Annotated in this window: 23 protein-coding genes and 1 pseudogene; 9 read left to right on the plus strand and 15 right to left on the minus strand. The window is 57.5% G+C overall.

Annotated elements, in window-relative coordinates; genetic code table 11:
• Positions 1-29: 29 nt before the first annotated feature.
• The 5 genes from V8J63_RS10205 to folE form a co-directional block, all read right to left on the minus strand.
• A complete protein-coding gene (locus V8J63_RS10205; RefSeq protein WP_336463970.1) occupies positions 30-833 on the minus strand; it encodes a DUF1206 domain-containing protein in 804 nt (267 codons plus the stop codon).
• 126 nt (positions 834-959) lie between these two features.
• Positions 960-1,265: a DUF6482 family protein gene (locus V8J63_RS10210; protein WP_016774774.1), complete on the minus strand. Its 306-nt coding sequence runs from the start codon at positions 1,263-1,265 to the stop codon at positions 960-962.
• Positions 1,266-1,279: 14 nt separating this feature from the next.
• A complete protein-coding gene (locus tag V8J63_RS10215; RefSeq protein ID WP_336463971.1) occupies positions 1,280-1,990 on the minus strand; it encodes an SDR family oxidoreductase in 711 nt (236 codons plus the stop codon).
• Complete coding sequence (locus tag V8J63_RS10220; RefSeq protein ID WP_336463972.1) at positions 1,987-2,529, minus strand: DUF3833 domain-containing protein; 543 nt, start codon at positions 2,527-2,529, stop codon at positions 1,987-1,989. Before V8J63_RS10220 ends, V8J63_RS10215 begins: the two co-directional genes overlap by 4 nt.
• Positions 2,530-2,574: 45 nt before the next feature.
• Entirely contained in the window at positions 2,575-3,132 is a 558-nt protein-coding gene (gene folE, locus V8J63_RS10225; protein WP_125927068.1) for a GTP cyclohydrolase I FolE, read from the minus strand.
• A 353-nt stretch (positions 3,133-3,485) separates the two neighbouring features.
• Here folE and V8J63_RS10230 point away from each other — a divergent pair, with 353 nt between their 5' ends.
• Complete coding sequence (locus V8J63_RS10230; RefSeq protein ID WP_336463973.1) at positions 3,486-3,797, plus strand: hypothetical protein; 312 nt, start codon at positions 3,486-3,488, stop codon at positions 3,795-3,797.
• A 205-nt stretch (positions 3,798-4,002) separates the two neighbouring features.
• Here the strand turns inward: V8J63_RS10230 and V8J63_RS10235 are convergent, their stop codons facing one another.
• A complete protein-coding gene (locus V8J63_RS10235; RefSeq protein WP_336463974.1) occupies positions 4,003-4,926 on the minus strand; it encodes a LysR family transcriptional regulator in 924 nt (307 codons plus the stop codon).
• A gap of 89 nt (positions 4,927-5,015) precedes the next feature.
• Here V8J63_RS10235 and V8J63_RS10240 point away from each other — a divergent pair, with 89 nt between their 5' ends.
• The 3 genes from V8J63_RS10240 to V8J63_RS10250 all read left to right on the plus strand — a co-directional run bounded on the left by V8J63_RS10240 (position 5,016) and on the right by V8J63_RS10250 (position 7,860).
• Positions 5,016-5,834, plus strand: coding sequence for an NAD(P)H-dependent oxidoreductase (locus V8J63_RS10240; protein ID WP_336463975.1), 819 nt, complete (start codon positions 5,016-5,018; stop codon positions 5,832-5,834).
• A complete protein-coding gene (locus V8J63_RS10245) occupies positions 5,831-6,121 on the plus strand; it encodes a hypothetical protein (protein WP_336463976.1) in 291 nt (96 codons plus the stop codon). The genes V8J63_RS10240 and V8J63_RS10245 overlap by 4 nt, the downstream gene beginning before the upstream one ends.
• Positions 6,122-6,405: 284 nt before the next feature.
• Positions 6,406-7,860 (plus strand): TrkH family potassium uptake protein, encoded by a 1,455-nt coding sequence (locus V8J63_RS10250; RefSeq protein WP_336463977.1) that lies wholly within the window; start codon positions 6,406-6,408, stop codon positions 7,858-7,860.
• Positions 7,861-7,919: 59 nt separating this feature from the next.
• On the opposite strand, the gene V8J63_RS10255 is transcribed toward V8J63_RS10250, so the two are convergent.
• The 7 genes from V8J63_RS10255 to V8J63_RS10285 all read right to left on the minus strand — a co-directional run bounded on the left by V8J63_RS10255 (position 7,920) and on the right by V8J63_RS10285 (position 15,658).
• The gene (locus V8J63_RS10255; RefSeq protein WP_197891709.1) at positions 7,920-8,405 is read right to left on the minus strand and encodes a DUF6130 family protein; all 486 of its coding nucleotides are present in this window, start codon (positions 8,403-8,405) and stop codon (positions 7,920-7,922) included.
• Between the two features lie 121 nt (positions 8,406-8,526).
• A complete protein-coding gene (locus V8J63_RS10260; RefSeq protein ID WP_336463978.1) occupies positions 8,527-10,917 on the minus strand; it encodes a TonB-dependent siderophore receptor in 2,391 nt (796 codons plus the stop codon).
• 120 nt (positions 10,918-11,037) lie between these two features.
• Positions 11,038-12,018 carry a FecR domain-containing protein gene (locus V8J63_RS10265; protein WP_336463979.1) on the minus strand — a complete coding sequence of 327 codons (981 nt, stop codon included), beginning with the start codon at positions 12,016-12,018 and terminating at the stop codon, positions 11,038-11,040.
• A complete protein-coding gene (locus V8J63_RS10270) occupies positions 12,005-12,523 on the minus strand; it encodes a sigma-70 family RNA polymerase sigma factor (protein WP_038862146.1) in 519 nt (172 codons plus the stop codon). Before V8J63_RS10270 ends, V8J63_RS10265 begins: the two co-directional genes overlap by 14 nt.
• Positions 12,524-12,708: 185 nt before the next feature.
• Positions 12,709-13,602, minus strand: coding sequence for a LysR family transcriptional regulator (locus V8J63_RS10275; RefSeq protein WP_016774761.1), 894 nt, complete (start codon positions 13,600-13,602; stop codon positions 12,709-12,711).
• Between the two features lie 95 nt (positions 13,603-13,697).
• On the minus strand, positions 13,698-14,438 hold the full coding sequence (locus V8J63_RS10280; RefSeq protein WP_125927060.1) for an SDR family NAD(P)-dependent oxidoreductase: 741 nt from the start codon (positions 14,436-14,438) through the stop codon (positions 13,698-13,700).
• Between the two features lie 323 nt (positions 14,439-14,761).
• Entirely contained in the window at positions 14,762-15,658 is an 897-nt protein-coding gene (locus V8J63_RS10285) for a LysR family transcriptional regulator (RefSeq protein WP_336463980.1), read from the minus strand.
• Between the two features lie 503 nt (positions 15,659-16,161).
• Here V8J63_RS10285 and V8J63_RS10290 point away from each other — a divergent pair.
• The 5 genes from V8J63_RS10290 (at position 16,162) to V8J63_RS10310 (ending at position 22,904) form a co-directional block, all read left to right on the plus strand.
• Complete coding sequence (locus tag V8J63_RS10290) at positions 16,162-16,812, plus strand: hydrolase (RefSeq protein WP_071172471.1); 651 nt, start codon at positions 16,162-16,164, stop codon at positions 16,810-16,812.
• Between the two features lie 380 nt (positions 16,813-17,192).
• Complete coding sequence (locus tag V8J63_RS10295; RefSeq protein ID WP_071172470.1) at positions 17,193-18,905, plus strand: sigma-54-dependent Fis family transcriptional regulator; 1,713 nt, start codon at positions 17,193-17,195, stop codon at positions 18,903-18,905.
• A gap of 298 nt (positions 18,906-19,203) precedes the next feature.
• Positions 19,204-19,782, plus strand: coding sequence for a nuclear transport factor 2 family protein (locus V8J63_RS10300; RefSeq protein WP_016774755.1), 579 nt, complete (start codon positions 19,204-19,206; stop codon positions 19,780-19,782).
• A gap of 233 nt (positions 19,783-20,015) precedes the next feature.
• A complete protein-coding gene (locus tag V8J63_RS10305; protein ID WP_336463981.1) occupies positions 20,016-20,708 on the plus strand; it encodes a hydrolase in 693 nt (230 codons plus the stop codon).
• A 195-nt stretch (positions 20,709-20,903) separates the two neighbouring features.
• Positions 20,904-22,904, plus strand: coding sequence for an amidohydrolase (locus tag V8J63_RS10310; RefSeq protein ID WP_375123728.1), 2,001 nt, complete (start codon positions 20,904-20,906; stop codon positions 22,902-22,904).
• A gap of 46 nt (positions 22,905-22,950) precedes the next feature.
• On the opposite strand, the pseudogene V8J63_RS10315 reads toward V8J63_RS10310, so the two are convergent.
• Positions 22,951-23,091, minus strand: a pseudogene (locus V8J63_RS10315) (cysteine hydrolase); the annotation flags it as partial.
• Positions 23,092-23,136: 45 nt separating this feature from the next.
• The gene (locus tag V8J63_RS10320) at positions 23,137-24,138 is read right to left on the minus strand and encodes a zinc-dependent alcohol dehydrogenase family protein (RefSeq protein ID WP_336463982.1); all 1,002 of its coding nucleotides are present in this window, start codon (positions 24,136-24,138) and stop codon (positions 23,137-23,139) included.
• Positions 24,139-24,229 lie beyond the last annotated feature (91 nt).

The following is a 24,229-nucleotide window of genomic DNA, read 5'->3' on the forward strand; positions in this document are numbered from 1 at the left end:
AGGGGGCAAACGCCCCCTCGAATCGCCGCTTACAACGGCACATCCATTTCGATCCGGCGCCAGGCCGCTTCGGAAAAGCTGTACACCGAAAACGCGATCAGCCCCAAGGCCATCAGCATCAACAGCACGCCGCCTGCCGGCAGATTCTGCAAAGCATCCAGCGCTTCCTTCATGCCGGGTGGATTGGTTGCCTGGTAAACCGAGCCACTGACCGCCATCAACACTGCAATCTCGATAAACACCACGCCTCGGGCGATCAAGCCAAAGCGCGACACCGGGCGCACGTAACGCATCACTTCGTCATCCGCTTCGAAGTACTTCTCGAACGAGGCCTTCCAGCCTTTGATGATGTGGGCGATACCGACACCGAGCGGGATCAGCGCGATCAGGTAGATCAACAGGTTCGAATGCTCGAATGACAGCAGCTGCGCGAGCAGATCCTTGGTCTTGCCATCGCCGGAACCGCCGGAACTCCTGAGGCCACTCACCAACAGACCCAAGGCAAAGAAGGCCAGCGCCGCGTTGACCAGACCGCCGGCGAGCAGACCTGCGCGAATGACCAGGCCTTTGAACTCGGTGCCGTGGTGGTCGACATCGCGGATCGCTTGCAGCGCACGCCAGGCGGCGAAGGCCAGCAGGCCGGCGACCACAACACCGATCAGCACGTAGCCGAAGGGCTGGCTGAGCAATGCTTCAAGGCTTTTGTGACTGTCTTTCGGTTTGGTGGAGTCGTGCGCCGCCAGCAGCGCGAAGATGCCGATGATCAGATACAGAACGCCGCGCGCGGCGTATCCGCCTCGGGCAAGCAGGACAAGTGTGTGTTGAGTGGACATGGGATTTACTTCCAGGGAATCGATGTGAAGCAGACCCGTGGACGGGGCAGGGGTTCGATAAATGCGTCGCCGGTGGGCGACGCGCGCTTTATCAGCCTGCCATTCAGCGCTCGCCTCGCTTCAGCGTCATAACGGCGTGGTCAGCGAAAATGGAATGCGCAGCTCTTCGACCGGCCCTGAATCCCGGCCGCACATTTCGTCGTGCACGCATTGCTGCACCAGCACGCAGGGAAACGCCGGCACGGTTTGCAGCAAGTCGCGCAGGTGAGTGATCGAACGCAGGTGCATTGGCTTGGCCGCGTCATCGAGCAAGGTGAATTGGCCCTGATCCACGCGAATTCTCGCCAGATAAAAACCACCTTCGAGTGACAGCAGCTCCAGTTCGCGAACTTCACTGTTGGCCGCACGTTCGGTGAGGGTTTGCAGATTCATGCTTCACTCCTTGCCTACCAGGGCAGGCGTTCTCCATCGTAGGCGAAGAAATGGCCGCTATCGGCCGGCGTCAGCGTGTCAATCAGACTCAGTAATTGCGCAGCGGCAATGTCTGCCGGGCGGGCGCTCGAGGCTCCGCGAAAAGGTTGCGACAACGGCGAGACCACCGTACCTGGGTGCAGACTGAGCAAGCGGCTCTGCGGTCGAATGCGCGAGAGTTCGATGGCGGCGGTCTTGATCAGCATGTTCAGCGCAGCCTTGGAGGCGCGATAGGCGTACCAGCCGCCCAAACGGTTGTCGCCGATGCTGCCGACTTTCGCCGACAGCATCGCCATCGCGCCTTGAGGCGCAAGCAATGGCAGAAAGTCGCGCAGCAGCAATGCCGGCCCCAGCGTGTTGACTTGAAACACGGCATGCAGCGACTCGGCTTCGATTGCGCTGTAGCTTTTTTCCGGCTTGATCCGGTCACGATGGAGCAGGCCGGCTGCGTGAATGATCAGGTGATAGGGCGCTTCGGCTGCCAGTTCGGCGGCGGCGCTGGCGATCGTTTCGGGCTGCTCGAGGTCGAGCTTCGGCACAGTTTTGCGTCCCAGCGTACGGACGCTGGCGCAGCGTGGATCCTGTTGCAGATGTTGGCAGAACGCCGTGCCGAGGGCGCCACTGGCACCGATCACCAAGGCGCGATAACCGTCGCCGAACGAGGCCAGGGTCAACCCACTGCTCATGGGTTCGCTCCAGCGTTCTGGCGCCGGAAGAACACCGTCACCTGACCGACTTCGAAACCCCACTTGGACATACGGGTGCGGTTGATCAACGTGTCTTCGTCGACCAGGTACATCCAGTCGTCCATGCTCATCTCGTAGGTCGAGTCGTCAACTGGCAGGTTCAGGCGATAACGCCAGTGGAAGGTGTTGCCTGCGATCTGGCCCCGCGCAACCCCGACCACATCGTGCGCGCGACCGCTCCACTGACCATTGCCCCCGGGAGTGAGGGTCCAGACCCGACGTTCACGAGTGCCGTCGCTGTAACGGAAGCGCTCGTCGAGGATCAGGTTTTCACCTTCACGACGGCTGGCAATATCGACCTCAAACCGCTTGACCACTTCGCCGTTGCGCTTCTGAAACATCCCCCAGGCCTTGACGGGCTGACTGAAAAACTGCTCCAGACTCAATGCCGGTTGCTGATCCGCGTAACGAGCAACATCGACACTGCCGCAGCTTGCAATGCTGAGCGCCAGTCCTAACAGCAGCAGAAATCGGGTCATCTTCCTACTCCTTGAGCTTGTACAGTTAACAGGCTGTGTATAGGTCTAGCGCCGGCCGATCAGCTGGAGAAATTCCTGCCGCGTCGTCGAGCTGTCGCGAAAGGCACCGAGCATGACCGAGGAGGTCATGATCGAATTCTGCTTCTCGACGCCGCGCATCATCATGCACATGTGCCTGGCCTCAATAACCACCGCGACACCGGCAGCATCGGTGATCTGCTGGATCGCCTGAGCAATCTGCCGAGTAAGGTTTTCCTGGATCTGCAGGCGCCGCGCGAACATGTCGACCACCCGCGCCACCTTCGAAAGCCCCAACACCCGGCCAGTGGGGATATACGCCACATGCACCTTGCCGATAAACGGCAGCATATGGTGCTCACACAGCGAATAAAGCTCGATGTCGCTGACGATCACCATTTCATCGCTCTGCGACTCGAACAGCGCACCGTTGGTGACGTCTTCCAGGCTCATCGCGTAACCGTTGCACAGGTATTGCATCGCCTTTGCGGCGCGCTGGGGCGTATCCAGCAACCCCTCGCGTTCCGGGTTTTCACCGACGCCAACGAGGATTTCACGGTAATGGCTGGCTAGTAGTGGGCTCATTCGGGTTACTCGTGGCGGTGCGGGTTAAGGACACAGTCGGGTGAAAAGGTTGTACGCATACAGGTTGGCTGTATAGGTTTTATTGAAGATAGGCTGAAAAGGATCAACTGACAACGCATCGGTGGTTTTTTTGTGCGGGTTTGGGATTTCAGGCAGGACAAACCTGGGGTCAGGTTTGGTGAGCGGCTTGCGTGGCGCCGATGTGCGGGCGTCTCAGCTCATAGCTGCCGGTGGCGGATGGCAGCTATCGGCCAGAGCGTACGCCCAGCGAACTTTTTTCAACCCAAAGCGCTCGTCATCATGTTCAAGTATTATTGCGTCGATGCTCGGACTGTTCATAGGTAGGTTGATGCATGGCCAGAAGCGTTAGGCTTCAACAGAAACTTCATTCAAAGTATCTCGTTGAGGTAGCGGGAGAGGTGGTGCTTGATGACTGCCTTGTTGAAAAGCTATGGGCGCTCAACAGAGGTGACAGGTTTGAGTTGAACTCACGCTCCATCGGTTTTGGACCTGTTCAAAAATACCGCTTGGAATACGCGATAACGAGAGGCCCCATTCCTGGGCATTGGCTCTACAAAGAATTTGACCCAAAGGAACTGACATTATTTTTCACGGCAAAAGACTTTGCCGGCATTTGCCATGGCTGGACCTTGTTTGACGAGTGACCATTCACGGTTCGCTGCCTGGGAGGCAGCTTCCGGCCAAAAACAGTCATTCAGGTATGCCGATAAAACCATAATCGGCCATACGTAGATGGATGGAAATTTATTGCCTCAGCGAGCTTGCAAGAGCGAGCCAACCAGCGAGCCTTTGACCTATCGAGTACTCGACACGCTAGCTTGTCTGGACGGGTTTCGAGGTTGTCAGAGTTCATGGGTTGCCATAATCGGATGCACGAGAATCGGCCACGCGAGTGATGAACTCACGTACCCATTTGAAGCCGGCATGCCCATCCGACCGCTCATGCCAGAACAAGCCAATCGCAAAACCTTCCACCGGCAAGGGAGGGGCTACGCACAGCAGTTGCTCGCTGCGACCGTCTACAAGACGACTTGGAACCAGGGCCACACAATCCGACTGCGCGACCAACTCCGGTACGGGAAGGAATGACGACGCTGAATGAACGACGTTACGCCGCAGCCCGCGCGCTACCAAGGCGTGATCCACCGAGGTAGAGAAGCCTCCGCCGCGCAGTGACACCACGACATGTTCCAGCTGCGCGAACTCATCCACGGTCAGGTCCGCGCGCAGGCTTGGATGCCCACGACGCCCGATCAGCACGTAACTCTCATCATAGAGGTGCTGCGAGTGCAGTGCGGGCGGAACCCCGTTCATGTTTATCACGGCCAGATCCACCTCGCCGCGGGTCATCTGCAGCTCCAGCTGTGGTACGTCCAGGATGCGCAGTGCGATGCGGACACCCGGCGCTTCGCGTCGCATGGCGACAACGAGATGTTTGATCAAAACCGCCTGCACGTAATCCGTGCAGGCGATTGATACCGTCAGGCTCGCCGTCGCGGGCTCGAAATTCAGATGAGTAGTGACGGTCGCCCTTACCTGTTCAAGTGCCTGGCGAAGCGGCACGAGCAGCTCCAAGGCTTTGACGGTGGGCGTCATTCCACGCTGCGCGGGGATCAGAAGAGGGTCGTTGAAGACGTCGCGCAGACGGCTCAACTGAGCGCTGACTGCTGGCTGGCTCAAATGCAGACGGGCGGCAGCCCGGGTCACGTTCTGCTCAATGAGAAGGGCCTCCAACGTCACAAGCAGATTTAGATCAAGGCGTCTGGTATCCATCGATCTTATGTTAGCAGCAAAATTTCGCGATTTCACAGATGGCCCGAGCCCCGCGACACTCCTTCGAAATCACAGCGGAGCCGTCCTTCATGTCGAAAAAAGTACTGATCATCTATGCCCATCCCGAGCCTTCGTCGCTAACGCGGCAACTGGTGGATGTGTCTGTTGAATGCTTGACTGCGCAAGGACACGAGGTCCTGCAATCCGATCTATACGCCATGGGCTGGAAAGCGATATTCGACGAGCACGACTTTCCTCAGCGGGCCAACCCTCAGCGGCTCTCGTTCGGAGCAGAGTCCGCCCACGCCTATCGTCATCGCAGCCAAAGCCCTGACGTGGCGGCGGAGCAAGACAAGGTTCTAGCGGCAGACGTAGTCATCTTCCAGTTTCCGCTCTGGTGGTACGGCATGCCTGCCATCATGAAGGGATGGATAGATCGCGTCTGGGCAGCCGGACTCGCCCACGGCTACAAGGACGCTGGCAACGCCTACCGCTATGGTGACGGCGCTTTCAAAGGCAAGCGGGCCATGTTGTCAGTCGCTGTCGGCGGCCCCGCAGATGACTACTCGCCGCGCGGCATCAACGGACCACTCGAGCAATTGCTGTTTCCGATCACGCACGGCTCGCTCTACTTTCCTGGGTTCGATGTGCTGCCGACGTTCGCCATATACGGCACTGGCAACTTGACCGCCGCAGATGCCGTCGCAGCCAAAGAGGCTTGGCGCACCCGACTCGAGGATTTGTTCACAGATGCGCCAATACCTTTCCGGCCCCAAAACGGTGGGGACTACACTCCCCGCAATGAGCTTAAACCGCATGTGGCCGTGGGCCAGAGCGGCATAATGGCGCACGTCGCGTATGCTGAAACAACCCAGCGCAAGCAGCTGAAAACGGAGGAGGTGTCATGAAAACCTTCGTGATTCTGACTCGCCGTGCTGATGGAGCGGCAGAAGACTTCAAGCGGCTGGCGAAACCGGAGGTAGTGCACGTTTGGCAAGGCTTCGCTGACGGTATCGTGCGCGCAGTTCATGGGCTGGCCGATGGTCCCGGTGCCGCGTTTGAACTGGAGTCCGTCACCTTCGAAGAGGCGCGTGATTACATCGAGGCGCTGCCTTACGTCAAAGGGCATCTGCTACACGTGCAGTACTGCGCGCTCAAGCCCTTCTCTGATTACGAGAGACTCGTTTCCTCCTGATGAGCGATCAGCGCAGATCAACTCCCGTTTGCACGGCGCTGCATGCTGCAGCCAGATTTTACGCGCAGCATGCAGCGTCAGGCCGGGACTCGTCTGATGCGAAGAGGGCTGGGACTGGCGGCTTCTGCCGTTTCCGGCCTGTTGCGAAGGCCTGTAATTGACTCATAGCCACGCTTTGACTCCCGCAGCCTGCCTGATTGCAGGTCAAAATTTTACGGAGAATTTACGCAGTCTTTATTGAGGGCATCCGATACTGCGCGGCGCTAATTTGGAACGGTATCGTGATGTCCCTCGCAGCAATTCGGCTTATCGGCTTCATCTTGGGTATTTTTCTGATCACCCTGGCGGTAAGCATGGCTATACCCATGATGACGCTGGTGGTCTATGAGCATAGCGACGATCTGTCGGCCTTTCTCTGGTCGAGTCTGATTACCTTCATCTGTGGTCTGCTGTTGATCGTGCGAGGGCGTCCGGAGACTGGCAATCTTCGGCCCAGGGACATGTACCTGCTGACTACCGCTAGCTGGGTTGTTGTGTGCGCCTTCGCAGCGTTACCCATGGTTTTCATCAGCGATATCAGCTACACCGATGCGTTCTTTGAAACGATGTCGGGCATCACAACCACTGGCTCGACGGTACTCACCGGTCTGGATAGCGCCTCTCCCGGCTTGTTGATCTGGCGTTCCATGCTGCACTGGCTAGGCGGCATCGGTTTTATCGGCATGGCTGTCGCGATTCTTCCGCTCTTGCGAGTCGGCGGCATGCGTCTTTTCCAGACAGAGTCCTCGGACTGGTCGGAGAAAGTGACACCACGTTCTCATGTCGCAGCCAAGTACATTCTTTTGCTCTATCTGGGCCTGACGGGTATCGGCACTTTGGCGCTCTGGCTCGCAGGAATGACCCCATTCGAAGCGATCAACCACGCAATGTCGTTGATCTCTACCGGCGGGTTCTCGACGTCGGATTCCTCCCTCGGGCATTGGGAGCAGCCAGCAATTCACTGGGTGGCGGTAGTCATCATGATTCTGGGCAGTCTGCCATTCACCTTGTACGTCGCAACCTGTCGCGGCAATCGGCGTGCGCTGATCAGGGACCACCAGGTACGCGGGTTTATTGGGTTCCTGCTGGTCACATCGTTGGCGGTAGGTACCTGGCTGTATTTTCACAGCGACTACGGATGGTGGGACGCGTTTCGTATCGTGGCGGTCAATGTGACCTCGGTCGTCACGACCACCGGAATTGCGGTTGGCGACTACACCTTGTGGGGCAGCTTCGCTGTGTTGCTGTTTTTCTATCTGACCTTCGTCGGTGGCTGCTCCGGCTCAACGGCAGGCGGGCTGAAAATCTTCCGTTTTCAGGTGGCTGCCGCGCTTCTGGTCAGCAGCTTGAAGCAGTTGATTCACCCTCGGGCCGTGATTCAGAAAAAATACAACGGCCATCCCATCGACGAGGAGATCGTCCGTTCGCTGCTGACCTTCTCGTTTTTTTTCACCATCACGATTGCCGCCATCGCTTTGGGCCTGGCACTGATCGGGCTTGATTGGATTACCGCTCTGAGCGGTGCCGCTACGGCGGTGTGTAACGTCGGCCCCGGCCTGGGCACAATCATCGGCCCGGCAGGTAATTTCTCGTCACTGCCCGATGCGGCCAAATGGCTACTCACCGTTGGCATGCTGCTAGGCAGGTTAGAGATCCTGACGGTGTTGGTGCTCGTGACCCCGGTTTTCTGGAGATATTGAGCCAGTCATTCGCTGGCAGAGACGCCGATTGTTGCCTGTTTCGGTGAATAGCAGGGCAGTCATGGCTTTACCGCGTGATCATCGTCAGTACGGGGAGCGTCCATCGGTTTCTTCTCCGGTACTGTAAAACTCACTGTCGTACTGGTGATGATCCGGTGCGTCGGGTCGGCCACTTCCAAGAGAACCTTGTGAGGACCGGGCATTAGCCCGACCAGGATAATCGGGTCTTCACTGGTGTGCGCCCACGTACCTTTCCAGTCATCGACGGTCACGTGAAGGTGACCTAAGCGTGGTGATACCTCAGCAGCCACTTTGCCAAATACCGGCATGATCCTGGCGTGCTCTGTTCGAAACTGGATGATGACCACTCCACGAGCGAGCGGCTCGGCAAGCGGCGGGTAGGCAATGAGTCTCGGCGCACTCTCGGATGCCAAGGGCAGTATCGCCGGCGGAGAATCGCTGTCTGCTGCCCCTTGTCCGAGCACGGATGTGCAAAAGAAGACACCCACAGCCAGGGCAAATAGACTTCCGGGAGCGAGTGACATGATCTGTTTCTCCGCGTGATTTCATTCAAGCGTAGATCAACCTGGGTATTGCCCGTAGTTAACGGTGCCCGCGGTAACGCGGGCACCGTTTTCCGTGTGGGGAAAACGCTGACCCGTCTGCTTACCAGTTGTAACTCAGCTTGGCGGTGATCTCGCGGCCCGGGTTGTAGAAGTTCGCGGTGCCGGAGCCGACCACGTGCTGCTCGTCCAGCAGGTTGCTGACGTTCACCGCCAGGTCGGTGCCCTTGGCGATCTTGTAGTTGAAGGCGGCGTCGAACAGGGTAGTGCCATCGCTTTTGCCGGAGTTGGCTGCATCGAAGTAATAAGCGCCGACGTAGCGGGCACCCAGGCCCACGCTGACATCGGTGGCGGGTACGTCGTAGTAACTCCAGAGCGAAGCGGAATGCTTGGGTGCCGTGGCGAACTCGTTGCCCTTCAGGGAACTGCCGTCGTACAACGAACCGCGCAGTACCTCGGACTCCATGTAGGAATAGCCACCGATCAGGCTCAGGTTCTGCGTTACCTGCGCCTTGGCCTCCAGGTCGAGGCCACGCGCGCGCGATTCACCCACTGTCTGCTGCTCGATGATGCCGCTCGGCAGCACCACGGCGATGGTGACGTTTTCCTGGGTCAGGTCATACACCGCGGCGGAGAACAGTGCGTCCATCCCCATCGGCGCATACTTCACGCCCACTTCGTACTGCCTGCCTGTCTGCGGTGTTACGCCAACCTGCGGCGGCGAGACGGATTCGACCATGCTCACGTAGGTTGATACTTCATCGTTGACGATATAGGTCAACGCACCTCGGTAGGAGGTTTCGGAGAAGTTGTCTTTCTCAGTGGATTGCAAGCCTTTGCTGGTCAGGTCCATCGAGTCGTTGCGCACGCCCCCGGTGACGATGAAGCGCTCGTAGAACGACAGGTTCTGCTGAAGGAAGACGGCCTTGGTGGTCGCGTCTCGTTTGTTGACAGCATACGGCGCGATTGAGCGTGGAACGCCAGTAAACACCGGGTTGGCAATGTCGATCGGGGTCGTCAGGGCGTAGATCGAGCTTTCCTTGGTGGTCGAATCGAGGTACTCCACGCCCACCAGGCTGCTGCTGTCGATGTTCTCGAAGCGGGCATCGTATTGCAGCATCAGATTGCCGTTGAACTGGTCAGCTTCGGTGTCGGTGCCAAACAGGTATCGATCAACGGTGGTACCGACACGCGCGGCGCTGTCGCTGAGGTACACGTAGCCGAAATCATCGGTCAACTTGCTGTAACGCAGATTGCTGCGCAGCACGAAACCGTTGTCGAAATCATGGGTGACGTTACCGCTGAGGCTGGTGCGCTCGACATCGTGGAAGTTGTAGCTGGGCTCGCCATAAAACTTGCTGCGGTCGTATTCCCGATCCAGTGGATAGCCGCCGCTGTTGGGCGAACTCTCGGTTTTCAGGTAGTCCAGAATCATCGTGGCGGACGTGTAATCCGTCGGTGCCCAGGTGAGGCCACCCATAAACAACTGGTTGTCGTCCTGCGAATGATCGTACTCGCGATCGCTGTTCTGGCCTTTGGCAGTAAAGCGGCCGGCCAAGGTTTTCTCGTCGTTCAGCGCATCGCCGACATCGATGCCTGTCTCGACATGGTCAAACGAACCGTAGGTCACATAGCCTTGGCCAAACTTCTCGAAGCGCGGCTGTTTGGTCACGAAATTTACCGAACCGCCCGGGTCCGCAGGGCCAAACAGGGTGGAGTTGGCGCCACGCAGAATCTCGATGCGCTCATAGGCGAACGGATCTTCGCGTACGCCGCGCATCGAGCTGAGGGTCAAGCCGTCACGGTAGGTGGTGGCCTGGAAGCCGCGGATCTGGAAATAGTCGTTGCGATCATCCGTACCATAAAAGTCACTGACCACGCCCGGCGTATATTGCAGCGCTTCTTCCGTGGTGCTGACGCTGCGTTGCTGCATTTCCTTGTTGGTCACCACCGACACCGATGCCGGTGTATTGAGAATGCTGGTGGCCACCTTGCCGCCCACCCAGAGCTCCTTGGCAACCACCGAGTTGGCGTCGTCGTCGGCACTGACCCGGACCTTGGCATTGATGATGAGCGGGGCGAGGCGGTAGTCCTCGACGGCCGTTGCGTCGAGTTCCAGCGGGCCGGCGGTTTTTGCTTGAGGGGTCAGCAGGTAAGCATTCGGGCCTTGCTGTTCGACCTGCAATTCGCTTCCCTGGAGCAACGATGACAGCGCTGCCGATGTATCGAGCGAGCCATTCACGCCAGCCGTGGTGCGGTTCGCCACACTCGAGGCGTCGAAGGAAAGACTGATGCCAGCCTCGCGCGCAAAGCGGTCAAGCGCTGGCGCCAGTGGCCCGGGGGCGATATTCCACTGTTTGACTTGATTGCTGTGATCAGCGCCCGAGGTTTGCGCCAGCGATGGTAATGCGTAGCTGCTCACGATCAAACCCAGGATCGCACCGTGCATGGCACGACTTAATGGATGGCGCTTTGAAACCGGGGACGAACTCATTTTCTCGCTCCAAGAAAGGACATCGGCAGACTGGCCTGTATTCCGGCCTTCCTTAGAGGTCGAACGAGAATGAGAAACCACCTCATTATTTTTCAGGTAGCAAAAAATATTTGGGTGGAGTCAGGTGGCAGCGGTTACGGTGACCCAATAACGGGTTCGGTAATCAATGTGCAGGCGCAGTGACTGCGCGATCAATGCCAGGACCCGATCGTTGTCGGCGAGCTGGAAGGTGCCGGAAACGCGTCGATCAGCGACCTCTTCGGCGCAGCGCAGGACTCCTGGGCGATAACGCGACAACTCTGCGATGAAGTCACCAAGGCGCATATGGTTCGCACTGATCACACCGTCACCCCAACCCCATAGATCAAGGCCGATGTCCCTGAACGTTCGGGCGTCACTTGAGGTGAACAGCAGTTGGTTTCCTGCCAGAACGTTGCGGCTCGCAGGCGTGTGGCTGGAGCCGGGGAAAACCGTGACTGATCCCTCCTGAGCTGCGACCAGAGTGCCGTCGTCACGCTCGCGGACCAGAAAGCGCGAGCTGTGGGCTCGCATGATCCCGTCGCGTGATTGCACCCACAACGGTCGCGCTTGCGGCGAGTGTTGATCCGCACCGACATTCACGATGATTTCACCACGGCGCAGGATGATCAGGCGCCGCTGGGCGTCGAAATCGCTGTCGACGGCGCTATCGCTATTGAGCTGGATAAGGCTGCCATCATCGAGTTGGAAACGTCGTTGCTCGCCGGTGCTGCTGCGCTGCTGTGCAAGCATGGAGGGCAGGGGGGTGTAGTCGCGGCCGAGCCAGGCTGCCGTGCCGACCGTCGCCAATACGCCCAGTAGCTTCAGGCTTTCCCGCCGGCGCATTCCCTGCTGGGCGGCCTTAAGGGTTTGTCGAGCCAGTTGAGCTGGCACGCCTTCGAATTCATCGCCAAGCGTTTCCACACGCTGCCACGCCAATCCATGCTCCGGGCGCTGCTGCAGCCAGTGCTCAAACGTGCGCTGTGTCTGTTCATCGGCTTGATTGAAGCGAAGGCGCACCAGCCATTGGATCGCCTGCTCGACAATGGCCGGATCCAGCGCCTCGGGCTCAGGCCTCGACATAACGCAAGCGATAGCAGTGTTGCAGGGCCGTGGCCAGGTCGCGCTCCACCGTCGCGCGGGAAACACCGAGCTTTTCGGCGATTTGTGCGCAGGTCAGACCGTCGAGTCGGGCAAATAAAAACGCCTGGCGTACTCTTGGTTTAAGCGAGTCAAGCAGACGGTCTATGCGCTCGAGCGCATCAAGAATCATCAGCCGGCTTTCTTCCGATGGAACCTCGTGTTGCGGCAGCAAGGTGATGCTTTCCAGGTAGGCACGTTCGAGTTCGCGACGACGATACTGATCAATCATCAGACCGCGGGCAATGCTGCTCAAATAGGCGCGTGGCTCGCGCAGAGCGCCGGACTGATGGCGGTGTTTGAGCACACGCACAAAGGTGTCCTGCGCCAGATCTGCGGCGTTATCGCGACAGCCAATGCGACGGACCAGCCAGCCCTGTAACCACGAGAAGTGGGTGCGATAGAGCAGCCCTGGATCTGCAGTACCTAGTGTTTCGTCGCTACGCATCGGCATCCCGGGACATACATGATTGATAATGAATCGCATTCTACTCAGGCGATTGATCTTAGGCAAACATGCGCAGCTCAGCGCCTGCATGCAGGCGAATGGCATGGCTGTGCAGGAACTACGAGTGGAAGATGCGTCCGGCAATTGGATCGATTTAACGCTCGCCGTCCCGAGTGGCTTGCCTTCTAAAGGGAGTGGACGTTGACCGGGCTCACATCTGCAAACCAATCGACCAGGATGTCCGTCAGCACCCGTATCTTTCGCGCAGGGTGCTGGCTTTGGGGGCGAACAATGTAAATACCCGCCGGAACAGGGGGATATCTGTGCATGACGGACACCAATGCGCCAGATTTGATGTGCTCGTCGATGACGCTGTCAGAAAGGTACCCAAGACCCAGACCTGCAACGGCTGCCGCGGCGAGCGCGACAGGATTGTCAGCCTTGAAGCGCCCTTGGGGATTAACCATGATGGACTTTTGGCCATCCATAAACCGCCAGGTTTCCGCACCTTGCATAAGAGATTCATGCGCAAGAATCTCGTGGGGAGCCTCTGGCGCTCCATGTGTACTCACATAGCCTGGGCTTGCCACGAGTTTGCCGTGAATGCTGCCCACACGCTTTGCGATGAAATTGGAGCTCTGTAAATGGCCGACCCGAATAGCACAATCGAAGCCCTCGCCAATCAGATCGACGATACGATCGCTGTAACTTGCATGAATGTGCAGGAGAGGGTGGCGTCGCCCCATTTCAGCAAGCACGGGGGCAATATGTGTCGGGCCGTACGAGATCGGTGCTGCGATCCGGAAGCGGCCTCGAAGGTCTCCATCTGGAACAATGGCGTCCCTGGCCGCGTCAAACTCAGCGACGATCCGCGCCGCATACTCTCGCAAGGCGGCTCCCGCTTCGGTGACAGCAGCACCACGGGTTGTCCTGGCCAATAGCTGCACACCCAGTTGGGTTTCCAGCTTCAGAAGCCTGCGGCTTATTATCGATTTCGCAACACCCAGTCGCCGGGCCGCCGACGAAACACCACCCGCGTCGGCTACCTCGACGAAGGTTCGAAGATCATCAATATCCAATGCTTCCTGCCTCTGCAAATGGCCATTAGTGCGTTTCAACCCCTGACCAACAGTCCATGGCAGGCGTCCACTGCAGACAGCTGCCTGAGCGTTAGTCAAGCGATCGCACCGCCGTCCACGGTCAGGATGGCGCCAGTGATCAGGCTCGCGGCAGGACTGGCCAGATAGACCACCGCACTCGCAACCTCGCGAGGCTCGCCAAAACGTCCCAAGGACGACAGGCTCCGCTGAAAGTCGCCGGCGGGGCCGTCGGCTGGATTTGCGTCGGTGTCGACCGATCCCGGCTGAACAAGATTAACGGTTATGCCGGTGGGGCCGAGTTCACGCGACAAACCCCGGGTGAATGCGAGCAACGCCGACTTGGACATTGCATAGGCTGTTACACCCGCAAAGGGCACCCGCTCTGCCAGTCCCGAGCCAATTGTGATGATTCTTCCGCCAGCGGGCAGATGCGGGATGACCGCCTTTGCGAACAGGACGGGGCCTCGCACGTTGATATCCATCAGTGCTTGATAGTCGTCTACATCAATGTCGGCGATCATTCCGTTCAAGCCGATAGCCGCGCTATTGACGAGAATATCGAGGCCGCCCAGCGTCGAGATGGCCTGCGCGACTGCGCATTCAATGGCTTGCGGGTTGGCACTGTCGGCTTGAATCGCGATAGCACGACGCCCTTTATCAGCGATGAATTTGGCCACTGCCTCAGCTTTTTCCGTCGACTGCTGGTAGGTGAACGCAACATCGGCGCCATTCTCTGCCAGTGCCACTGCGATAGCGGCGCCGATCCCGCGAGCTCCTCCCGTCACCAACGCACGTTTTCCTTCCAAATCGATCATTACTCACCTGTCTGGCATGCAGTTATTTGGCCGCGCGCATTCACCAGGGATGGTGCAAGCGTGCCGATACGGGGGCGGATATTAGGGATCCAGTTCCTTGGTTTGTAGTCTCGTGGGTTGTATTACTGTGTCGCACAAATCGGAACATCCAACCGGGTGTTGGCGTTATTCGCGAGTGAGGAATGAAACTTTGGAGAAATATTCGGGTGCGCTGATCAGGACTCGACGTATTAGCCGCGATAGCTCTGATGGATCAATAAGTAAGCCTGGTATCCATACTTTGCTTTCAGGACTCACTCGAAGGGAGCTTGCAATCGGGTCTTTCAGCTCTGTGGCGACTCAGGAATACGTGCCGCCTGGTCGCAGTATTCAAGCAGCAATTCGGTGAGCACCCTTATCTTTCGCGCAGGGTGCTGGCCTGGCGGTCGAACTACATAAGCGCCTGCTGGAGGCGGCGGATAATCCGTCATGATCGCTACAAGTGCGCCGCTCGCCAAATGCTCATGCGTGACCCAGTCAGGTAACCAGGCAATGCCGATGCCGGCCAAAGCTGCGGCCAGCAATGCGGTGCCATTGTCGGCTTCGAACGTTCCCTGCGGGCGCACCGTAACCATCGTGTCACCATCCATGAATGACCACGATTCATTGCCTTGCATCAGTGCTTGGTGGCTGACGACTTCGTCGGGTGTTTCGGGCGCTCCATGCGCCTTGATATAGACGGGGCTTGCCACCAATTGGCCAAAGATCGGTCCGATACACCGGGCGATCATGTTGGAATCGGGCAGGTAGCCCACCCGTATCGCGCAGTCATACCCCTCGGCGATGAGGTCAACGAAACGATCGGTGTAGTTCGTTTGCACATGAAGCTGTGGGTGACGCCTGGCCATCTCCGCGAGGATCGGCGCGAAATGTATTGGCCCCAAAGTCAGGGGCGCGGCGATCCGCAGGCGGCCACAAAGCTCGCCGGAAGGCAAGATCGCATCGCGTGCCGACTCGGCCTCAGCGCATATTCTGGCGGCGTAGTCGCGGAAGGTCGCCCCAGCTTCGGTAAGGGCCGCACCGCGGGTCGTACGCGCCATCAGTTGCACGCCCAGCTCTGCTTCCAGGCGGGCAAGCCGGCGACTGACGATAGATTTCGACGTGCCCAGGCGCGTTGCCGCACGGGAAATGCCGCCGGCATCGGCCACTTCTACAAAGGTTTCAAGCTCTTCTATATCCATTTCCACGTTCCTTTTTTTGTCACGCAGCTACGCACGGAATGCGACTACCAGAACGTACATCTGAACTGCACATTACGGAGTTCGCGCCTTGGCGCCAATAGCGGTTCCCGGGGACGTCCTGATCTGTGCGTACATGGGGCCACTTTTCGAGCGGCCGGCAGTGCGTGCGAGTGTCGACAAGCTGCTACAAGATGTATTGCGGGGGCGTATACGGGTTGTCATTGAACGGGCCTTTACCCTATCGCAGGCTGCTGCGCATGACTTCGCGGAGCGAAGCAAACCGCTGGGGCGCGTCGTCATGAAGCCGTGAAGCCATCGCCAGAGAATGGCAGCAAAAACCGTGGCGTTCCTCATTCCGCGACACAGTTAGTCATTCGCTGCTACTACCCGAAGGTTTGAGGGCGCTGCACAGTGCATGAGGCATCGCCGCTCATAAGGCGCGCTGCACGGAAACTGATCCCGCAAATAAACGTGCCAACCCACGGCAACAAGAGGATGGATTAATGGCTTTTCGTAACGGTCTTGCTTCGCTTCTTCGTCCAGAAGACTCCGTACTTGTGTTGATCGACCACCAGCCTTTTCAACTCACCAATCTCAATAGCCACGATCCGCACGCAGCGGTCAACTGTGCGACAGCATTGGCGAAGGCTGCGAAGGCGTTTAACGTCCCGACCATTCTGACCAGTGTGATTGCCGAGCGTGGCGGTTGGATCTTTCCGCAAATCACCGACGTTTTCCCCGGTCAGGAGGTGATTGACCGAACGCTCATCAATACTTGGGAAGACAAGAAAGTAGTGGACGCGGTCAAGGCAACAGGCCGCAAGCAATTGGTCCTGGCTGGCCTGTGGACTGAGGTCTGCGTCGCCATGCCAGCGATTCAAGCACTAGGCGAGGGCTGGGACGTTACCGTGGTCACCGACGCGTGCGGTGGCGTTTCGGTCGAAGCCCATCAAGTCGCCATCCAACGCATGGTCGGCGCCGGGGCAAATGTCATGACTTGGTTGGCAGTCATGGCTGAATGGCAACGCGACTGGGCACGCCTCGATACGGCAGGCGCTGTAACCGATGTGCTTCTCCAGCATGCTGCAGGTAGCGGCATTGCTTATCTGTGGGAGCAGCAATTGCTCGACACGCCGGTACCCGCTGAAGGTTGATCAGCACGGGAGTGAGGGGCCAGTGAAGTACCGCTTTGCCAGGGAGGCGCCCCATTCCCGCGTTCATCGACGGCCGATACTGAAGGCGTGCATTCGCAATCTGCTGGGATATTGCGAATGACCAATACCTAGTCCAACACAGCACATGGCCGGCTCGGGCCAGATCACCAACATTAAGCCTGGCTGACTTTGGCGCTTGGTAACTGCCTTCATCTGCCCGCGAAGCCCGTGCACCGTCATGTCTTTGCATCGGGAGGCCCGCTGGCTCTGCGTAGCAATGCACTAAAATCCCTTCATATCGCGATCGATTGTTTCGGTGCTTTCACTCGGCGCCACAGCTTGATCAAGACCGCTCAAAACAATAATCGAGGTCTCTCTCAATGGCTGTCAGTTACAACCCTGAGCTCCACTATTCCGGCTTTCACGACCTGAGCGACCAGGTTCGTTTTCAAAGCACGGAAGGCAAGATCTGGTTTGGCGAGCAGCGCATGTTGTTGATGCAGGTATCGGCGATGGCTAATTTTCGCCGTGAACTCATCAATAGCCTCGGCGTCGACCGCGCCAAGGGGTTCTTCTTGCGCCTTGGCTACCAGTCTGGACTCAAGGATGCGGAAATGGCCCGCAAGCTCAGACCAGATAGTCCGCAGTTGCAGATGTTTCTGGTCGGCCCGCAACTGCATTCCCTCAAAGGTATGGTCAATGCGAAACCCATTCAGTTAGAGCTGGATCAGGAGAGCGGCCATTTTTATTGCGAGCTCGAATGGATTGACTCCTTTGAGGTCGAGACTTGCCTGACTGAAGTCGGCCTGATGGAGGAACCAGTCTGTTGGTCTTTGTTGGGCTACGCCTGTGCGTACAGTTCTTCATTCATGAAACGCGAAATCATCATCCAAGAAACGACCTGTCGCGGATGCGGGGATGAGCGCTGCATCATTATTGGTAAACCTGCCGAGGAATGGGAGAACGCCGCAGAATTCAGACAGTACTTTCAAGCCGACCCAATCATCGAGGAGCTGTATGAACTGCAATCACAGATCAGCTCTCTGCGTAGAAGCCTGGAGAAGCAGGAAGCTCAATTCTATGGAGTAGGGCGCTCGCCTGCCTATTTGAAGGTATGCAAGATGATCGACAAGGCTGCCAAAGGAAAAATTTCCGTCCTGCTGCTCGGAGAAACTGGCGTCGGCAAGGAGGTCATCGCACGGAGCGTGCATCTGCGCAGTGATCGCGCCGAGCAAGCGTTTGTCGCAGTGAACTGCGCTGCCATTCCTCAGGACCTGATTGAAGCCGAATTGTTTGGTGTTGAGAAAGGCGCTTTTACCGGCGCCAATCAAACCCGCCCAGGACGCTTTGAACGGGCCAACGGAGGGACGATTTTTCTAGACGAGGTGGTGGAGCTGACGCCCAGAGCGCAGGCGACATTACTTCGGGTACTGCAAGAGGGTGAACTGGAACGGGTGGGCGATTCCCGAACCCGCAAGATCAACGTGCGAGTCATCGCTGCTACCAATGAAAGCCTCGCCGACGCCGTCGAAGCGGGCCGGTTTCGCGCCGATCTTTATTACCGCTTGAATGTGTTTCCGGTGCAGATTCCCCCACTGCGCGAGCGACTTGAAGATCTGCCACTGCTGGCCGAGCACTTTATAAGCAAATTTCACTTGCAATATCACAAGCGAACGCTGGGTTTATCAGACAAAGCTCTTGAATTGTGTCGCCGCTACGCCTGGCCGGGGAATATTCGCGAATTGGAAAATACGATTGAGCGTGGCGTCATCCTGACCGACAGCAACGAGACCATAGGCCAGGATGCACTCTTTGCAGTCTTCCCAAAAACAGACGATTCGCACGGTGATCGTCTCAACTCTGATGGCGCGTTAGTTCAGGCTGGCGGTGAAGAACCTTGTCCCGATTGGGTTACGCAGATCTTTGATAAAAACATCAGCCTGGATGCTGTGGAAGAACGGCTGATGCGCCGCGCCATGGAGCTTTCACACCAAAACGTCTCGCAAGCCGCTCGCATGCTCGGCTTGACCCGGCCGGCACTGGCCTATCGCCTGAAGAAAAGCGGCTTGTTGCATGACGAGAGTCTTGAGTGACTTTGCGTGGCCGCCTGGCGGTTCACCGTGGACCACGCTCGAGCTGGATTGATCAAATCAACAAAACCTCGCCGAGACTTCATCAAATGATCAAACAAGCCCTTCGATAAACTCCGAGCCCGATACTCGCGACATCACATTAAGTTATATGTCATTGATAAATATCGATTTATATAAGTTTTATAAAATTGGCATAGCCCTTGCTCCAGTACCAATTGTCGCTTTTCGACGCGTAGCAATTTGCAACATGGGTTGGATGACCGCGAATCGCAAAATCGTACTCATAAATGGAGAGTTCATGAATACTCGAAGCATCAAATTGATCACTGCAGCAATGGCGCTCGCCTCATGGTTAGTAACAATCACTCCAGCGTCGGCGCAGTCAGCTACTGAAGCGCAATCTGCTGCTTCACTAGCGGTTGTCGTGGAATTCCTGGCCAATACCGCACCCGATAAAGTCGAAGCCGCGGCAATGAGGTTGGCAGCTCCAGACGCCACCTATGTTTCTCTAAACTTTGACAATCCAGAACTCAGAAAAATCATGCCGTGGACCGGCACAAACAAAGGTCCCAAAGCCTTTAGCTCTTTGTTTTTGCAGGTCTCAAACTACTGGAAAATCGAAGACTTTACGATTACTACCAAAATCGCTTCCGGCGAAGATGTCGCGATTTTCGGTAAGTTCACCTACCGCTCCGTGGCGGTCGGACATCTGTTCACATCACCGTTTTCCATCCATGCGAAAGTTCAGGATGGAAAGATGACCTATTTCCAGTTCATGGAAGATACCTACGCGTCTGCCAGTTCGTTCCGGCAGTCCGGTTCATGGACCGTGAAGACATCCAAAGATGCACTTCCCTTCAAGGTGGGAGCGAATTAGCCGCAGATGATGTGCACTTGCAAAAGCAGCTTGGCAAGCGTTTTTCGGGCATTTAACTGAACCCCGCGAACGCGGCTGAACAATGCTGCATTCGTAAATTCAAGGGGCTTTTCGGCACCCCTGAACTCGTCCGGAAAGTGGCTTTTAGCCCTACCAGGACGGGTAGCGTTCTGCTTGCGCAGCCACGCATAACGCCGCTTTCGTATTGCTCTACTTACCAAAGGAAATCCGCCATGTCCAACAAGTACTTAGAAATACTGACCCCGCAAAACAGCCAAGTGATTTTCATCGACCACCAGCCCCAAATGGCCTTTGGTGTGCAGTCGATAGATCGGCAGGTGCTGAAAAATAATGTCGTGGGGTTGGCCAAGGCTGCCAAAGCGTTCGGCATACCTACCACCATCACGACTGTGGAAACCGAGGGTTTCTCTGGCAATACATACCCTGAGTTGCTAGCGGTATATCCGCAGAACAAAATCCTCGAACGTACTTCAATGAACTCCTGGGATGACCAAAACGTTCGTGATGCCCTGGCAGAGTCCGCCATTGCCGGCCGTAAGAAGATCGTCGTATCCGGCCTGTGGACCGAGGTCTGCAACACGACCTTCGCACTGTCCTGCCTGCGCGATACAGACTATGAAATCTATATGGTTGCCGACGCCTCGGGTGGCACCTCGATCGACGCGCACAACTACGCCATGGACCGCATGATTCAGGCCGGTGTCGTACCGGTTACCTGGCAGCAGGTGCTGCTCGAATGGCAGCGGGATTGGGCGCGCAAGGAGACCTATGAAGCCGTCATGGGGATCGTGCAGGAACATTCCGGCGCCTACGGGATGGGTGTGGATTATGCCTACACCATGGTGCATAAGGCGCCTGAGCGGGTGCAACACGGCGAGCACATCGGTCCAAACCCTGCTAAATAAATCCGTTATGCAAGAGCTGTCGCGCAGCGCTGACGCGATAGCTCCACCCATCGGCGTTATTGTCCAAAACACGAGGTGGAGCATGAGGATGTATGCAGTCTAAAACGTCCAGTCAGACGTGAGTAACCGGTTCTCAAGGTTCGCTATTCCCTGAAGGCCCTGGAAACGGGCTTTATATCTGTGAGGCCTCTACCTATGACATCGCGCCGAAAACTTCTCCAGGCCGCCTCCACCTTAGCGTTAGGGGGTGTCTTTGGACGCAGCGCTTTTTCCGAAACTCTAAGTAGGGAAGGGCCGAATATGACCGATTCCATTCCGGACATCATTTTCCACAATGGCGAGATCACTACACTGGATCGCGCCAACCCAGTCGCCCACGCCGTTGCAATCAAAGACGGCAAGTTTCTGGCTGTAGGGTCAGACCAGGAAGTCATGGCGCTGGCTGGCTCAGCCACAAAAGTTGTCGATCTCAAGCGCCGTTGTGTGCTCCCTGGCTTAGTCGATAACCATACCCACATGGTCCGCGGCGGCCTTAACTACAATCTGGAATTGCGCTGGGACGGTGTGCGTTCACTGGCTGACGCCATGGACATGCTCAAGCGCCAAGTGGCTAACACACCAGCACCGCAGTGGGTTCGCGTGGTAGGTGGCTTCACTGAACACCAGTTCGTTGAAAAGCGCTTGCCAACCATAGCCGAGATCAATGCGATCGCGCCCGATACACCTGTATTTCTTCTGCATCTCTATGACCGGGCCTTGCTCAATGGTGCGGCCTTGCGCGCGGTCGGCTACACCCGAGATACCCCCGAGCCACCAGGCGGGAAAATTTACCGCGATGCCAATGGTGCGCCTACGGGCCTGCTGTTGGCCACGCCCAACGCGACGATCCTTTACGCCACGTTGGCCAAGGGACCGAAGTTGCCCTTCGACTATCAGGTCAACTCCACTCGCCATTTCATGCGCGAGCTCAATCGCTTGGGTGTGACAGGGGTTATTGATGCGGGCGGCGGTTTCCAAAACTATCCCGACGATTACGCAGTGATCCAGAAGTTGGACAACGATGGGCAAATGACGGTCAGGTTGGCTTACAACCTGTTCACTCAGAAACCCAAGGAAGAGAAGGAGGACTTCCTCAAGTGGACCTCCAGCGTTAAGTACAAGCAAGGAAACGACTACTTCCGTCACAACGGCGCGGGCGAAATGTTGGTGTTTTCCGCTGCCGACTTCGAAGATTTTCGCCAGCCGCGACCGGACCTGCAGCCCGAGATGGAGGGAGAACTGGAGGAAGTTGTGCGCATCCTCGCAGAGAACCGATGGCCGTGGCGGTTGCATGCCACCTACGACGAAACCATTACCCGAGCGCTGGATGTATTTGAGAAGGTCAACGAGGACATCCCCCTCGCTGGCATCAATTGGTTCTTTGATCATGCCGAAACCATCTCGGACAAATCGATCGACCGTATCGCCGCGCTCGGCGGTGGCATCGCTGTACAACATCGTATGGCTTATCAGGGGGAGTACTTCGTCGAGCGCTACGGCGCCCGTGCGGCGCAAGCGACCCCGCCCGTAGCGCGCATACTGGAAAAAGGGGTGAAAGTGTCTGCAGGCACCGATGCCACCCGGGTTGCCTCCTACAACCCCTGGGTTTCGCTATCCTGGATGGTAACCGGTAAAACGGTGGGCGGTCTGAATCTGTACCCTCAACGAAACCTGCTTGATCGCGAAGCGGCGTTGCGGATGTGGACAGAGAATGTCGCCTGGTTTTCTAACGAAGAGGGCAAACGTGGTCGCATCCAGACCGGTCACTTTGCTGACCTGATTGTGCCAAGTAAGGACTACTTCTCTGTGCCTGAAGAGGAGATTTCATTTCTTACCGCCGATATGACCGTGGTTGGCGGGCGCGTGGTTTACGGGGCCGGCCAATTCGCCAGGTTTGACGACAACCCGCTACCGCCCGCCATGCCTGACTGGTCGCCGACGCGTACCTTTAAAGGTTATGGCGCCTGGGGAGACCCAGACGGAGCAGGCAGAAACTCGCTGGCTCCGCTGCGCGCCCAAGTCGCGGCCTCGTGCGGCTGCGCAAGCTTTTGCGGCCTGCACGGTCACGATCATGCCGGTGCATGGGGATCCAATGCTCCAGTATCGGACCCCCGAAGTTTTTTTGGTGCCTTGGGCTGCTCCTGTTGGGCCGTGTAGAAATGGGCCGGTGATCGATCAGCTATCCTATGAGGGTCATCGGCCATTACTCCTGCACTGCCAGCGCGTCAATCAATTCTTGGGTGGTCACGATTGAATGAGCGAAGGTCGGCCCGTTCAACTCGTGGGGTGCTACGTGTTTGACGCTTTTGGCTGGGAGAATGGCGGCGAGGACGTTGCGGACCATTGCGCACGCTTTTGGCCGAGTGCGCTCTAAAGAGATTACAAGGAACTATGCAGCCACAAACTCGATCACCGTCTTGCCCTTGCCGCGGCCTTCGGCGACTTGGCGAAATGCCTCGTTGACGTCTTGCGGCGCAAAGTGCTGTTGATCCACGCGGATTGTCAGTTGACCCGCATTGGCCAGCGCAGCGGCCTCGCGCAGGATAGCGCCGTGGTGTTCGCGTCCTTTGCCGGTGAGCAGTGGCGCCAGGGTGAAGACGCCCGAGTAGGTGGCACTTTTGAACGACAACGGTGCCAGGCTGTGCTGGCCCCAGCCCAGGCAGCTCAGCACGTGCCCGGTATAGGCTTTCACGGCTTTGAATGATGCATCCAGCGTGCTGCCGCCGACGGTGTCGTAGACAATGTCGAACCCTTCACCGGCGGTGTAGTGCTCGACATAATCCTCAACGCTCTGTGCCTGATAGTCGATCGCTGTAGCCCCCAGCGAGCGTATGAAGTCGAGACTGCCCGCCGAACCGGTGGCGTAGACATCGGCACCACGAGCCTTGGCCAGTTGCACAGCCACTTGGCCGACCCCACCCGCGCCGCCATGAATCAGTACTCGCTGGCCGGAGCGGACATTGGCGCGATCGACCAGACCTTCCCACGCGGTGATGAATACCAAAGGCAATGCAGCCGCCTCACGCATGCTGAGGGTGTGTGGCTTGACTGCGATCAAGCGGGCATCCACGGCAATGTACTCGGCCATGGTGCCTTGGGCAAAGCCGATCCCGCCGGGCATGCCGAAGACTTCCTGACCCGGGGTGAACCCGTCGACCGCTTCGCCCACTTCAACGACCGTACCGGCGAGATCAAGGCCGAGCACGGCCGGCAGCGTTTGACGGGCGTGAGCCCCTGCGCCGGCGGCAATTTTGGTATCGAGCGGATTGACTCCAGCGGCGTGAACCCTGACCAGGACTTGCCCCTTACCGGGAACAGGGCGATCGATGTGACGGATGGCCAGCGGGGATTGAGCGGACTCGGCGATGGCGGCAAGCATGGAATGTTTCATGACGGGAACCTGTGTTGGGATGGACGCTTACAGATTGCCGCGCTTTAATCATTCCGATAAGAAACCCAATTTGCATATGACTTATTCCCCA

It is taken from the genome of Pseudomonas sp. CCNWLW23 (assembly GCF_037095675.1).
Classification (GTDB): Bacteria; Pseudomonadota; Gammaproteobacteria; order Pseudomonadales; family Pseudomonadaceae; genus Aquipseudomonas; species Aquipseudomonas atacamensis.

What these genes read in the sequence shown, in the direction of transcription:
- V8J63_RS10205 (WP_336463970.1), bottom strand. Translation starts at nt 833, where the DNA reads ATGTCCACTCAACACACACTTGTCCTGCTTGCCCGAGGCGGATACGCC.
- V8J63_RS10210 (WP_016774774.1), bottom strand. Translation starts at nt 1,265, where the DNA reads ATGAATCTGCAAACCCTCACCGAACGTGCGGCCAACAGTGAAGTTCGC.
- V8J63_RS10215 (WP_336463971.1), bottom strand. Translation starts at nt 1,990, where the DNA reads ATGAGCAGTGGGTTGACCCTGGCCTCGTTCGGCGACGGTTATCGCGCC.
- V8J63_RS10220 (WP_336463972.1), bottom strand. Translation starts at nt 2,529, where the DNA reads ATGACCCGATTTCTGCTGCTGTTAGGACTGGCGCTCAGCATTGCAAGC.
- folE (WP_125927068.1), bottom strand. Translation starts at nt 3,132, where the DNA reads ATGAGCCCACTACTAGCCAGCCATTACCGTGAAATCCTCGTTGGCGTC.
- V8J63_RS10230 (WP_336463973.1), top strand. Translation starts at nt 3,486, where the DNA reads ATGGCCAGAAGCGTTAGGCTTCAACAGAAACTTCATTCAAAGTATCTC.
- V8J63_RS10235 (WP_336463974.1), bottom strand. Translation starts at nt 4,926, where the DNA reads ATGGATACCAGACGCCTTGATCTAAATCTGCTTGTGACGTTGGAGGCC.
- V8J63_RS10240 (WP_336463975.1), top strand. Translation starts at nt 5,016, where the DNA reads ATGTCGAAAAAAGTACTGATCATCTATGCCCATCCCGAGCCTTCGTCG.
- V8J63_RS10245 (WP_336463976.1), top strand. Translation starts at nt 5,831, where the DNA reads ATGAAAACCTTCGTGATTCTGACTCGCCGTGCTGATGGAGCGGCAGAA.
- V8J63_RS10250 (WP_336463977.1), top strand. Translation starts at nt 6,406, where the DNA reads ATGTCCCTCGCAGCAATTCGGCTTATCGGCTTCATCTTGGGTATTTTT.
- V8J63_RS10255 (WP_197891709.1), bottom strand. Translation starts at nt 8,405, where the DNA reads ATGTCACTCGCTCCCGGAAGTCTATTTGCCCTGGCTGTGGGTGTCTTC.
- V8J63_RS10260 (WP_336463978.1), bottom strand. Translation starts at nt 10,917, where the DNA reads ATGAGTTCGTCCCCGGTTTCAAAGCGCCATCCATTAAGTCGTGCCATG.
- V8J63_RS10265 (WP_336463979.1), bottom strand. Translation starts at nt 12,018, where the DNA reads ATGTCGAGGCCTGAGCCCGAGGCGCTGGATCCGGCCATTGTCGAGCAG.
- V8J63_RS10270 (WP_038862146.1), bottom strand. Translation starts at nt 12,523, where the DNA reads ATGCGTAGCGACGAAACACTAGGTACTGCAGATCCAGGGCTGCTCTAT.
- V8J63_RS10280 (WP_125927060.1), bottom strand. Translation starts at nt 14,438, where the DNA reads ATGATCGATTTGGAAGGAAAACGTGCGTTGGTGACGGGAGGAGCTCGC.
- V8J63_RS10285 (WP_336463980.1), bottom strand. Translation starts at nt 15,658, where the DNA reads ATGGATATAGAAGAGCTTGAAACCTTTGTAGAAGTGGCCGATGCCGGC.
- V8J63_RS10290 (WP_071172471.1), top strand. Translation starts at nt 16,162, where the DNA reads ATGGCTTTTCGTAACGGTCTTGCTTCGCTTCTTCGTCCAGAAGACTCC.
- V8J63_RS10295 (WP_071172470.1), top strand. Translation starts at nt 17,193, where the DNA reads ATGGCTGTCAGTTACAACCCTGAGCTCCACTATTCCGGCTTTCACGAC.
- V8J63_RS10300 (WP_016774755.1), top strand. Translation starts at nt 19,204, where the DNA reads ATGAATACTCGAAGCATCAAATTGATCACTGCAGCAATGGCGCTCGCC.
- V8J63_RS10305 (WP_336463981.1), top strand. Translation starts at nt 20,016, where the DNA reads ATGTCCAACAAGTACTTAGAAATACTGACCCCGCAAAACAGCCAAGTG.
- V8J63_RS10310 (WP_375123728.1), top strand. Translation starts at nt 20,904, where the DNA reads ATGACATCGCGCCGAAAACTTCTCCAGGCCGCCTCCACCTTAGCGTTA.
- V8J63_RS10320 (WP_336463982.1), bottom strand. Translation starts at nt 24,138, where the DNA reads ATGAAACATTCCATGCTTGCCGCCATCGCCGAGTCCGCTCAATCCCCG.